Raw genomic sequence first — 11,799 nt, 5'->3', positions numbered from 1 at the left:
ACGAGCTGGCGCGCGAGCGCGCGGACCAGGAACGCCGAGGCGACCACACCGGCCGCCTCCCAGGCGCGCTCAGGGCGTATGGGCTTGCCGAACACGAGCGCGAGCTGCGCCATCATGCCGAGCTGAGCCGCGGTCATGACCGGGAAGTCGGCGCCGGGGATGAAGACGAGGGCACCGGTGAGCGCATTTCCGAGGGCGGCCGAGCGGATGACCTCGGAGGCGGCGGCCACGCGCAGGAAGGGGAAGTTCGCGGCGAAGGCCAGGCGCTTCTCCACCCGGCTGATGATCGCGTGGGCGAGCTCGACCTGCAGTCGACTCCGATCAGGCTCCGCGACATAGCCGAGCACCGGCGTCTCCTCGCGGATGAACGAGACCGCGGCGGCGTCATCGGTCACGATGACGGTCGGCGCGCCGCCGATGACGATCTCCTGCACGGCCCCCTGGAGCTGCTCGGATCCCCCGGTCAGAACGAGGGAGAGGTCGGTGTCGGCCTTGAGGGAGACGGGCTCGGCACCGAGGCGCTCGACGCGCACGAGCGCCGAGGTCGTCTGGGGCACGAAAGCGTCGCGCACCGCGGCGATGAGGTCCGCGCTCGCGCTGCCGTCGACGAACACGGCGACGCGCACGGGCTCGTCGACATCCTTCTTGGCGGTTGGCAGCACCTTCAAGGTGCCGATGATCTTATCCAGGGGGATGTTCATAGTCGATCCTTTCGACGGGTCGTGCGATCAGGAGGCCTTCTGCCGCGTGCGCCAGATGGACTGGATGATGCCGACGGTGGCGCACTGCATGATCATGGAGCTCGAGCCGAAGCTGATGAACGGCAGCGGGATGCCCGTGATCGGCATGAGGCCGATGCACATCCCGATGTTCTCGAAGATCTGGAAGGTCCACATGCCGATGATACCCACGCCCACGAGCTTCAGGAAGAGCGAGTCGGAGCGGTGGACGACGCGGATCGCGGAGAAGATGAGCAGGGCGAACAGGGCGAGGAGGATGGCCGCACCGAGGAAGCCGAAGGTCTCGGAGAGCAGGGCGAACATGAAGTCCGTGTGCGCCTCGGGGAGGAAGCCCTGACCGGACTGGGAGGCGTGCCCGATGCCCTTCCCGAAGAAGCCGCCCGATCCCACGGCGATCAGGGATTGCATGAGGTTGTAGCCCGCGCCCGTGGTGTCGGCGTTGGGGTCGAGGAAGACGAGCAGGCGGTTCATCTGGTACTGCTTGATGAGGACGTCGTGCCCAAGCAGGCCGTCGAGTACAGAGTCGGCGGCGAGCAGCAGCGACACGAGGCCGGTGAGGATCGCGATCGTGGAGAGGACCCACTCGCGGCGCGGGCCGCTCATGCAGATGATCACGACGCCGCCCGTGAAAACGACGAGCCCGGACCCGAGATCGCCCGCGGCCACGACGGCGCCAAAGGGGATGGCGAGCATGGCACAGAGCTTCACGTAGTCGCGCACCGTATCGATGTGGCCGTGGTACTGGGCGCCCAGGCTCGCCATGAAGAACGAGGTGATGATCTTGGCGAGCTCGACCGGCTGGAAGGTGAAGCCCACAGCCGGGATCCGCACCCAGCCCGTGAGGCCGTTCGCGCTGTAGGAGAGGCCGGGGATGTAGGGCAGGAAGATGACGATGAGGTCGATGACGAGCAGCACCGTCGACATGCCAGCGAGCGGGCGGAAGTCGATGCGCCACACGACGCTGCCGAGCGCGAGTCCGAGGACGACGCCGAACAGGTGGCGCGGGAAGGAGGCGTCGGAGATGGTGAGCGAGGCGCTCCAGACCGCAAGGCACCCGTATGCGATCAGCGCGAGGGCGGCCACGAGCACCGGCAGGTTCACCGTGTTGCCGAGCGGCCCGCGGGCCGCGTCCATCTGCTTGTTCAGGCGCCTGATCCGGCGCTCGGTTGCGGGCATCTCCCCTCCTCCTATCGGGTGTTGTCGGTGCTGCTGTAGCTGACCGTGTCCGGAGAGTCGTACAGGGCGCCGAGCACATGTCGGAGCGCCGGCATGGCCGAGACCGATCCGAAGCCGCCCTGCTCGATCAGGACCGCGACCGCGTACTTGGGGTCATCGGCCGGGGCGTAGCAGACGAACCAGCCGAAGTCGTCCTTGCCCTCCTTCTCGCCGGTACCGGTCTTGCCGGCAACCCGCACGTCGAGGTTCGTGAAGTGCTGAGCGATCGTCGGCGTCTCCTCATAGATCACGCCTTCGAGGGCGCTCTTCACGAGGGCGAGGTCGGACTCGGCATGGATCTCGGCGCGCAGGCGCTCGCGCGGCTCGTAGCTGACGGCGGTGCCCTCGCCGTCGCGGGCGACGGCCGAGAGGAAGACGTGCGGCACGGGCTCCACACCGTCTCTGCCCACGCCGGCGTAGACGGTGGCGATCTGCAGCGGGGTCACGAGGATGTCGCCCTGACCGATCACGATGTTGAGCTCGTCGCCGGCGTTCCAGGTGCGGTCGGCCTCCGACCAGTTCGAGAAGTACTCGCGCTTCCAAGCGGCATCGGGCACGCGGCCCTCGGCCTCACCTGGCAGGTCGATGCCCGTCGTCGAGCCGAGGCCCCAGCGCCTGAAGACCGTCTGCAGGCCGTCCTGGGCGCTGTCCGAGTAGAAGAAGGCCTTGCCGATGTCGTAGAAGACCGAGTCGCAAGAGTTCACGATCCCCAAGCGCAGGTTCTGGATGCCATGGCCGCTGTGGTTGTAGCACCACTTGCCCGCGCTCTCACCGAGCCCCGTCCACCAGCCGACGCAGTTCGTCGTCTGGGTCGTGGTGTAGGTGTTGAACTCGAGTGCGGCGAGCGCGGAGAGGGCCTTGATCGTCGAGGCGCTCATGTACTGGCCGGAGATCGCCCGGTTCACCATCGGCGTGCCGCCGTCCTCGCTGTTGAGCACCGCCCAATCCGCCGCGGAGACGCCCCCGATGAAGACCGACGGGTCGAAGGTCGGGTAGCTCGCCATGCCGAGGATCTCGCCGTTCGTGACATCCATGCAGATGCAGGCGCCCGCATCCGCGGCGTCGCCGGCGTTCTTGGCCGCCTCGATGCCGAGTTGGATGGCCTCCTCGCAGGCCTGCTGGATCTTGAGCGACAGGGTGAGCTTGATATCGGAGCCGGCGCTGCCGGGAACCTCGCCGGCCTGGGCGACCACCGTGCCGCTCGAGTCGACGCGCACGGTCTGCTCCCCGCGGATGCCCTGGAGGAGGTTCTCGTATTGCAGCTCGACGCCGGCCTGACCCACGATGTCACCGGACTCGTAGATCACGGAGCCCGATGCGAGGGTGCCCGCCGCCTGGGCGTCGCTTTGCGCCTGCAGCTGCTCCTGCGTGATGGTGCCCGTGTAGCCCAGGACGTGGCAGGCGAGCGAGCCGTACGGGTAGGACCGCTCCGCCGTCTCGACCACATGCACGCCGTCGAACTCGGCGGGGTGCTCCTGGATGTAGGCGACCGTGGAGCGGCGCACGTCGGCGGCGATCGTGTGGAGGCTCTGGGCGCTCTGCGCGTAGTCCTGGATGTTGCGCAGGACCGAGATGTAGGGCAGACCGAGCAGGTTCGCGAGGTGGCGGACGACGAGCGGGTTGTCGGCGAGGTCGCGGTAGGCGGCGAGCGACAGGGAGGCCCGGTTCGTCACGAGCTCGTTGCCGTCGCGGTCGAGGATGCGGCCGCGCGGGGCGCGGGTGGTGACCGTGCGCGTGCGGTTCTGCTCGGAGAGGTTCTCGTAGTAGTCCGAGGAGACCATCTGCATGCTCCAGAGCTTCACTGCGAGCGCGCCGATGGCCGCGCCCACGCCGATGGTCAGGAGCTTGAGCCGGCCCTTCAGGGAGAGGTCCGTTGTGTTGCCCTGCCCCTCGGTGGCGCGGGGGCGGGTCCCGGTCTTCGTGTCGAAGACGAACCGCCCCGAGTAGCCGCGCAGGAAGAGCAGGGAGCCTATGATCGCGGCCACCAGGATGGCGCCGGCGATGATAACGACCAGTTGAGCGTCCACGTTCGGCCTACCTCAACGCCTTGTACCGTGTGCCGCCACGTGAGCGCGCCGAGAACCCGCGGGAGGCGGTGTCGGCGGGGGTCAGGCGCAGCAACGGCACGGCCGCGGCAGTCGTGAGCACCGCCGAGACGAAGCCGTGCACGAACAGGGCCTGCACAAGGCTTCCCTCAACGCCCATAAAGAAGAGGCCGAGACCGCTCGCGAGCTCGACGGCGAGGATGCCGAGGCCCGTGAGGCGCACGCCCGCGGCTGAGAGCCCGAGCGGCATGCCCTGGGTCGAGGTCGCCAGCGCGAAGCAGGTGATCGAGAGGATCAGGGAGGTCATGCCCACCGGCACGCTCCCGGTGAGATCGAAGGCGAGCCCGCAGCCGAAACCGAGGGCGGCGGCGCGGCCCGGCTGCATGCCCGGGGCGAGGGCCGCCGCGGAGGCCACGAGGAAGTTGAAGCGGCCGCCGAGCAGCGAGATCTGGGGCGTGATGCCCACCTGCAGGAGGAAGGCAATGAGCACCGGCGCGATCCGCGCCGCCGTGCTCCGGGTGCGCTCGTTCATCGCGGGCATGCTCACTCACCTCCCGAGGATGCGGTCTCATCGGTGCTGCCGGTGGTCGAGGACCCGGTGGTGTCCGTGGTGCTCGTCGCGGAGCTGCCGGTAGGCGTGCTGTTCGCGGACTGGACCTCGTCGGCGGTCGCGGTCTGATCGTCGGTGAGGGACGTGATGACGAGGACCTCCTCGTTGTTCTCGGCCGTCGTGCTCGCGCGCACCGTGATAGTGTAGTAGGTCGCGTTCGGAAGGCGCTCGGCCGAGGTCACCACGCCGAGCGGCAGGCCCTTCGGGAAGACGCCGCCGAGCCCGGAGGTGATCACGATGTCGCCGGTCTTCACCTCGGCGTCCGCGGTCACGTAGGCGAGACGGAGGCTGCCGTCGGCCTGCCCCTGGAGCATGCCCTGGGCGCGCGAGCTCTGGATCATGGCCGACACGCCCGACTGCTCGTCGGTGATGAGGCGCACGGTGGAGCTCGTGGCCGAGACCTCGATGATCTGGCCGATCACGCCACCCGAGTTGCACACGGCCATGCCGACGGCGAGGCCCTGGGCGCTCCCCTTGTCGATGGTCACCGTCGCCGTCCACGCATCGCTTGAGGCGCCGATGATGCGCGCGGCCGTGGACTGCAGGTTGTAGGTCGAGCGCAGGCCCACGAGGTCCTCAAGGCGCTGCGCGGCCTCCTTGCTCTCGGTGAGCTCGGCCACCTCGGCCGTGAGCCTCTCGTTCTCGCTCTTGAGGTCAGAGAGGGTCTGCTGGGAGGCCGTGAGGTTCTCGACCGCCTGGCCCACGGCCCCGAACGGGGTCGCGACGACGGATCCGACGATCCGCACCGGCACCGCGGCCGTGTTGGCGAGCGAGCGCGCAGCATGGACCGGTCCACCCTCCCCCTCCCGCAGGTACACGGTTAGGAGGAGTACGGAGATGATGCAGCAGGCGATAAGCGAGCGGAGCCCGCTGCTCGGCCGTCGGTTGCTCAGATGTGTCTGCCGTTGCGTGGAACGCGCCAAGGTGCCGGTGCCCCCTTAGGCGTTGCTCTGCACGAACGTGCCGTCGAAGGCGTTGGCCTCGAGCACGCGGGCGCAGCCGTTCACCACGTTGTCGAGGGCCGTCGGGCTCACGTTCACCGACACGCCGGTCTCATCGCGCAGACGCACGTCGAGACCGCGGAGCATGGCCCCGCCCCCGGTGAGGAGGATGCCGTAGTACATGAGGTCGGAGGCGAGATCGGGCGGGGTCATGTCGAGGGCGTCCTTGACCGCCTTGGTCATCTCGTCGAGCGGCTTGTTGAGCGCGCGGCGGATCTCCTCGCTCTCGATACGGACCGTCTTCGGGAGACCGGAGATCACGTCGCGGCCGTTGACCTCGACGTCGAGCTCATCTTTGAGCGGGACGGCGGAGCCGACCTTGATCTTGATGTCCTCGGCCGTGCGCTCGCCGATGGCGAGGTTGTAGGCGTCGCGAACATGGGTGAGGATCGCCTGGTCGAACTCGTCGCCTGCGATGCGGATCGACTGGGAGACCACGATGCCGCCCATCGCGATGACCGCGACCTCGGTGGTGCCGCCGCCGATGTCGATGACCATGGAGCCCGTCGGCTCCTCGACCGGCAGGTCGGCGCCGATCGCGGCGGCCATGGGCTCCTCGATGAGGTAGGCCTGACGGGCCCCGGCGGAGATCGTGGCCTCGAAGACGGCGCGCTTCTCGACCGAGGTCACGCCCGAGGGCACGCACACGACCACGCGCGGCCGCGGGGTCCAGGGATAGCGCTTCTCACTCGCCTTGTCGATGAAATAGCGCAGCATCGCCTCGGTGACGTCGAAGTCGGCGATCACGCCGTCCTTCAGGGGCCTCACGGCGACGATGTTGCCGGGCGTGCGACCGAGCATGCGCTTGGCCTCGATGCCCACGGCGAGGATCCGCTCATCGTTCTTGTCGATGGCGACAACCGAGGGCTCGCGCAGGACGATGCCCTTGTCGCGGACGCTGACCAAGGTGTTGGCGGTGCCCAGGTCGATGGCGAGGTCGCCATCGTATTGACCGAAGAGCATATCCATCAGTGAAAACAAGATCTCTCCAAATAGGTCGGGGTCGGCGCGGCCGCGTGGGCGCTAGTTCGACGCCTGGGTGTCGGTAGAGGTGGTCGTAGCGGTGGCCGTGCTGCCCAGGTCGATCGTGATGCCGGAGACGACCCAGCCCAGGCCCTGCCGGGCGAACTCGACCGTGTAGGTCTGCGTGCCGCCGCGCGAGAGCTCGACGGAGACCGTCGCGGTGGACGTCGTCATGGACTGGTCCATCCCCGTGATCGTGGGGGTGGCGCCCTCGGGCACGGTGGAGGTGATGACGCTCTTCGCGTCATCAGTGAGGCCCGAGGCGAGGTAGGAGTCCGTCTCGGTGCCGTCGGTCACAGCGTTGAAGAGGTTCGTCAGGGCCTCCTGCTGGGAGGGGACGCCGAACCCACGGGTGTAGGCGAAGGCGGCTCCGCCCGCGGCGATGATGGCGATGAGCAGGATGGTGAGGAAGATCTTGAGGCCGGTGTGGCGGCGCCGGCGACGCACCTTCTGCTCCCGGCGATCCTGCTGGATCATCTCGGACTCGGTGAGGGTGAAGAAGCCCGTATCTGNCCGGCGCGCGTCCTCGAAGTAGGACGGGCGGCGCACGTAGGTGGAGTCGGGATCCCAGGCGAAGGTGGAGCCGCCCTCCGCCGGCAGGGCCTGCCAGCTCTCCCCACCCTCCATGAGCCCGGCCGCGGCGCGGGCATAGAGCGACGGGTCAAGGACCTGGGAGAGCACGGAGGCGACCTCGTCATCGGCAGGAAGGAGGTCCGCGAGGAAGACGGGGCCCGCGCTGCCCTGGCACACCGGCTCGCGGGTAAGGTCGACATCGACGGTGCCCGCGAGGGCATAGGCGATGACGAGTGCCGGTGCCGCCAGGTAGTTCTGGGCGACGTTCGGGTTGATGCGCCCGTCGAAGTTGCGGTTTCCAGACAGCACGCTCGTGAGCTCGCAGTCATCGGAGATCGCGCGGAGGGGGGCGAAGATCTCACCCGAGTTGCCGATGCAGCTCATGCACCCGTAGCCGCAGACGGCGAACCCCTGGGCGGCGAGGGGCTCGATGAGGCCCGCACGTGCGAGCAGGTCGGTGGTGGCATGGCTTCCGGGTGCGAGCACCTTCTTGACCTCAGGCAGCGGCTCGCAGCCGAGCTCCTCGGCGCGCTTCGCCGTGAGGCCGGCGGCGATCATCATGGCCGGGTCCGTGGCGGTCGTGCAGCTCGTGACCGCGGCGATGGCGATGGCGCCGTGGGTGAGGGCGCGGCGACGGCCGTCGAGCTCGACGGTGAAGCGCTCCCCGCGCTCGCGCCCGTGCGAGGCGAGGGCCTCGCCGAAGCGGGACGGGAGCCCCTCGATGTCGACGCGGTTGTGCGGACGCGAGGGGCCGGCGGGCGTGGGGCGGACGGCGGAGAGGTCAATCTCGATGACGTCCGCGAAGACGCGCTCGGGGGCGTCTTCCTGAAGCAGCCCCTGGGCCTCGAGGTACGCGCGGGCGCAGGCGAGCTCGTGGTCCGTGCGGCCCGAGAGCTCGAGCTGGGCGAGGGTCGCCTCGTCAGCCGGGAAGAAGGTGGCCGTCGCGCCGTACTCGGGCGTCATGTTCGCCACGGTGGCGCGCTGGGTCGCCGTGAGCGTCGCGAGGCCCGGGCCGAAGCACTCCNGCACCGAGGTTCGCCAAGGCCTGGGAGGGGGCCGGGTTCGTGCCGTCGATGGCGGCGAGGCGGAAGGCCGCGCCCGCCTCAGCCGGGTTGCCGAGGCGCATGAGGACCTCACCGAGGCCGAACTGCGCCTTGTACGGCGTCTCATACGAGGCGTCCCGCGTGGCTGCGGAGAAGCTCTCACGGGCGCGGGCGAGGTCGCCTGCGGCGACATAGGCCTTGCCCTGGTTGGTGAGCAGGGCGCCGACCTTGCCGTAAGAGGGGTCCCTCAGGGCGTCCCCGTAGGCCTGCGCGGCCTCCTGGACGCGGCCCAGGCGCATGAGCGCGTTGCCCCGCAGGTGATCGGCCTCGCCGGAGACCTCACCGGGGTCCTTCGCGGCGGTGAACAGGTGGATGGCACCGGCGTAGTCGCCCGTGCGGTAGGCGGCGCGCGCCTGGTCCATGATCTCTGCGTTCACGTGCTCTCGCTCTCCTCGTATCGTTTCCGGCTCATGCCGGGCGCCCGGACGCGTCGAAGCCTCCGAGCTCAGGCCATCAGGCGTTGGTTATGACTCGTGGACGATCTCGACGTGCTCGATGACGTCGCCGACTCGCAGGGAGCCGATGACGTCCAGACCCTCGATGGTCGACCCGAAGACGGTGTACCCGGAATCAAGCATGTGCTGGGGACCCAGGCAGAAGTAGAACTGCGACCCCGCGGAGTCGGGATCCTGGGACCGGGCCATGGCCAGCGCGCCGTCCTCGTGGCTGTTGCGCGGGTTCGTGGCGAACTCGGCCTTGATCGACCAGCCGGGGCCGCCCGTGCCGGGCATGCCGTCGGGTCCGCTCTGCCCTGCGGCCACCTGCTCGGGCGTCATGTCGCGCGTGTTCGGGCAGCCGCCCTGGATCACGAACCCGGGGGCGTAGCGGTGGAACTTCAGATCGTCGTAGAAGCCCATCTGGGCGAGCTCGCAGAAGTTCGCGACGTGGATAGGGGCACCGTCACCGTCCAAGCGGACGCGGATCGTGCCCTTCGAGGTCTCGATGACGGCGATCTCGTCGCCGGCGAGCGTGTATGCGGGTGTGTGGAGCTGCTTGCCAAACACAGGAGCCCTCCTTGCTGTCATGTCGGTATCCCGACAATTCTAGCAGGAACAGGTCGTGTTCACGAATGAATCACGGTCATGGGAGGGAGCATCCCCGCCGCGCTCGCTCAGGACAGCGCGCGGGGCTTGTAGGAGGCCACATGCGCGAAATAGTTGTCACGGGCCTCGGTGTCGGCGCTCGCGCGCTCGCGCAGAGGTGCGAGGATCTCGTCCTCATGCCTGTACGGCAGGTCGCTCCCCGTGTAGGAGAGGGAGATGTCCCAGGAGGCGCAGTACATGTCGATGCGGATCCTGGCCCATCCGGCGAGCTGGACCAGGTTCGCCCACTGCGCATCCCAGGCCGTGTCGGCGAAGGTCATCCCGTTCAGGTCCTCGAGGACCTGGTCGATGACCTTGCGGGCCCCGTATGCGCTCGCGGAGGCCTCGGTGCGCATGTCGAGGTCGTTCGCGAAGGCGGCCGTGTTGTAGTCGTCGATGATCTGCGCCAAGGCGTCGTGTTGGGTGACGATGCTCTCGTAGGCGGCCGTGAGCCGGGTCAGGGCCTGGGCGTCGGTGAGTGAGCCGTCGTCCTCCTGGTCAGCGGTCTCATCAGTCGCCTCCGTTGAAGCTGATCCGGCATCCACCGCGGATTCGGGTGTCATGCGGCTCGGGAACATCTGGCGGGCGGCAGCCTCGAGCTCGGCGGTGAGACCCGGCATGACGCCTAACGGATCCGCTGCGACGAAGTACGCCCCGCCGCCTATGAGCGCCGCCGCGGCCACCGCGAGGGCGATGGGCCATTTCCGGCGGCGGGTGGGACCGTGATAGGGATCCTCGCCGGCCTCGGCCGCGGGCATCGCCCGGTTGACCGCGGCGGCGGGGAGCACACCGGTCGCGAAGGGGTCCACGGAGTCGACCGCCACCTGCGATGCGGTGGGGGCCTCCGGGCGGAGCTCGGGCGCCTCGGTCTCGATCATCCGCTTGGTGAGCCGGGGGAAGCTCGCGGTCTTGCCGGCCGCGAGATCGGGTGAGGCGGAGTCGGTGGAGAGGATCCCCGGGGCGGGGCGCCCGCACTTCGGGCAGGTGCGGTCATGTGAGCTCAAACGGGCGCCGCAGCCCTCGCAGTACACGAACTCCGCGACGCTGGATGCGGCGGCGCCCACGTAGCCGTGGCAGTGGGGGCAGAACGAGGAACCGTCCTCGATGGACCTCAGGCAGTGTGGGCAAATCACGGATGCGTCCTTCCCGGGTGCGGGGCTACTTCAGGAGGGCGTCGAGCACGAAGGGCAGGATGCCGCCGGCGCGGAGCTGGGCCGCCTCGGTCTTCGTGTCAACGCGCACGCGCGCGGTGAAGGAGACCTCGCGGCCGTCCGCCCTGCGCGCCACCACCTGAGCATACGACGGGTTGGGCTCGCCTGTCGAGAGGTCGACGGGTCCCACCGAGAAGGTCTCGGTGCCGTCGAGGCCGAGCGACGCCGCGCTCTCCCCCTCCCGGAACTGCAGCGGCAGGACGCCCATGCCGATGAGGTTCGAGCGGTGGATGCGCTCGAAGCTCTCCGCGATGACGGCGCGCACCCCGAGCAGGGCCGGGCCCTTGGCGGCCCAGTCCCGCGAGGATCCCGAGCCGTACATCTTGCCGGCGATGATGACGAGCGGGATCCGCGCCGCCCGCGCCGAGGCGGCGGCGTCGAAGATGGTGGCGAGCTCGCCGGTCACGGGATCGGTCGTCCAGCCGCCGAGGCGCCCTGCGGCGAGCCGGTTCTCCAGGCGCACGTTGGCGAAGGTCCCGCGCATCATGACCTCGTGGTTGCCGCGGCGCGATCCGTAGGTGTTGAAGTTCGCGCGGGTGATGCCGCGCTCCTCGAGGTAGCGTGCGGCGGGCGACCCGTCCGCGATGGCCCCGGCCGGCGAGATGTGATCGGTGGTGACGAAATCGCCGAGGAGGGCGAGGGCGCGGGCATCCGTGAGGGAGATCGCGTCCTCCCGGCGCGCGTCCTCGAAGTAGGACGGGCGGCGCACGTAGGTGGAGTCGGGATCCCAGGCGAAGGTGGAGCCGCCCTCCGCCGGCAGGGCCTGCCAGCTCTCCCCACCCTCCATGAGCCCGGCCGCGGCGCGGGCATAGAGCGACGGGTCAAGGACCTGGGAGAGCACGGAGGCGACCTCGTCATCGGCAGGAAGGAGGTCCGCGAGGAAGACGGGGCCCGCGCTGCCCTGGCACACCGGCTCGCGGGTAAGGTCGACATCGACGGTGCCCGCGAGGGCATAGGCGATGACGAGTGCCGGTGCCGCCAGGTAGTTCTGGGCGACGTTCGGGTTGATGCGCCCGTCGAAGTTGCGGTTTCCAGACAGCACGCTCGTGAGCTCGCAGTCATCGGAGATCGCGCGGAGGGGGGCGAAGATCTCACCCGAGTTGCCGATGCAGCTCATGCACCCGTAGCCGCAGACGGCGAACCCCTGGGCGGCGAGGGGCTCGATGAGGCCCGCACGTGCGAGCAGGTCGGTGGTG

The 11,799-nt window shown here is 69.1% G+C and carries 11 protein-coding genes; all 11 read right to left on the bottom strand.

The genetic code is table 11. The features are described 5' to 3' along the window. On the bottom strand, positions 1 to 701 hold a 701-nt coding region (locus tag CAP13_RS09875; RefSeq protein WP_085830333.1), incomplete at its 3' end, for a hypothetical protein. A gap of 27 nt (positions 702 to 728) precedes the next feature. Beyond that, entirely contained in the window at positions 729 to 1,916 is a 1,188-nt protein-coding gene (locus CAP13_RS04000; protein ID WP_085830332.1) for an FtsW/RodA/SpoVE family cell cycle protein, read from the bottom strand. Between the two features lie 11 nt (positions 1,917 to 1,927). After that, positions 1,928 to 3,982 carry a penicillin-binding protein 2 gene (gene mrdA / locus CAP13_RS03995; protein ID WP_085830330.1) on the bottom strand — a complete coding sequence of 685 codons (2,055 nt, stop codon included), beginning with the start codon at positions 3,980 to 3,982 and terminating at the stop codon, positions 1,928 to 1,930. Positions 3,983 to 3,989: 7 nt separating this feature from the next. Then, the gene (locus tag CAP13_RS03990) at positions 3,990 to 4,541 is read right to left on the bottom strand and encodes a hypothetical protein (protein WP_085830329.1); all 552 of its coding nucleotides are present in this window, start codon (positions 4,539 to 4,541) and stop codon (positions 3,990 to 3,992) included. A gap of 2 nt (positions 4,542 to 4,543) precedes the next feature. Beyond that, positions 4,544 to 5,533 (bottom strand): rod shape-determining protein MreC, encoded by a 990-nt coding sequence (gene mreC / locus CAP13_RS03985; RefSeq protein WP_085830327.1) that lies wholly within the window; start codon positions 5,531 to 5,533, stop codon positions 4,544 to 4,546. 15 nt (positions 5,534 to 5,548) lie between these two features. Beyond that, a complete protein-coding gene (mreB, locus tag CAP13_RS03980) occupies positions 5,549 to 6,580 on the bottom strand; it encodes a rod shape-determining protein (protein WP_085830326.1) in 1,032 nt (343 codons plus the stop codon). 54 nt (positions 6,581 to 6,634) lie between these two features. Beyond that, entirely contained in the window at positions 6,635 to 8,179 is a 1,545-nt protein-coding gene (locus CAP13_RS03975; protein ID WP_245798894.1) for an aconitase family protein, read from the bottom strand. After that, complete coding sequence (locus tag CAP13_RS03970) at positions 8,127 to 8,672, bottom strand: tetratricopeptide repeat protein (protein ID WP_425429830.1); 546 nt, start codon at positions 8,670 to 8,672, stop codon at positions 8,127 to 8,129. The genes CAP13_RS03975 and CAP13_RS03970 overlap by 53 nt, the downstream gene beginning before the upstream one ends. A 102-nt stretch (positions 8,673 to 8,774) precedes the next feature. Further along, positions 8,775 to 9,335, bottom strand: a complete 561-nt coding sequence (locus tag CAP13_RS03965; RefSeq protein WP_097677666.1) for a peptidylprolyl isomerase — start codon at positions 9,333 to 9,335, stop codon at positions 8,775 to 8,777. An 86-nt stretch (positions 9,336 to 9,421) separates the two neighbouring features. Then, positions 9,422 to 10,525 carry a zinc ribbon domain-containing protein gene (locus CAP13_RS03960; protein WP_085830321.1) on the bottom strand — a complete coding sequence of 368 codons (1,104 nt, stop codon included), beginning with the start codon at positions 10,523 to 10,525 and terminating at the stop codon, positions 9,422 to 9,424. A gap of 25 nt (positions 10,526 to 10,550) precedes the next feature. Then, on the bottom strand, positions 10,551 to 11,768 hold the full coding sequence (locus tag CAP13_RS03955) for an aconitase family protein (RefSeq protein ID WP_245798932.1): 1,218 nt from the start codon (positions 11,766 to 11,768) through the stop codon (positions 10,551 to 10,553). Between the last annotated feature and the right edge of the window lie 31 nt (positions 11,769 to 11,799).

Source organism: Collinsella vaginalis, from assembly GCF_900176655.1.
GTDB lineage: Bacteria > Actinomycetota > Coriobacteriia > Coriobacteriales > Coriobacteriaceae > Collinsella > Collinsella vaginalis.
This window is presented reverse-complemented; position numbering and strand designations above follow the sequence as displayed.

Bases quoted from the DNA above. Each gene is read 5' to 3' on its own strand.
- CAP13_RS04000 (WP_085830332.1), bottom strand. From the start codon at position 1,916: ATGCCCGCAACCGAGCGCCGGATCAGGCGCCTGAACAAGCAGATGGAC.
- CAP13_RS03990 (WP_085830329.1), bottom strand. From the start codon at position 4,541: ATGCCCGCGATGAACGAGCGCACCCGGAGCACGGCGGCGCGGATCGCG.
- mreB (WP_085830326.1), bottom strand. From the start codon at position 6,580: ATGGATATGCTCTTCGGTCAATACGATGGCGACCTCGCCATCGACCTG.
- CAP13_RS03965 (WP_097677666.1), bottom strand. From the start codon at position 9,335: ATGACAGCAAGGAGGGCTCCTGTGTTTGGCAAGCAGCTCCACACACCC.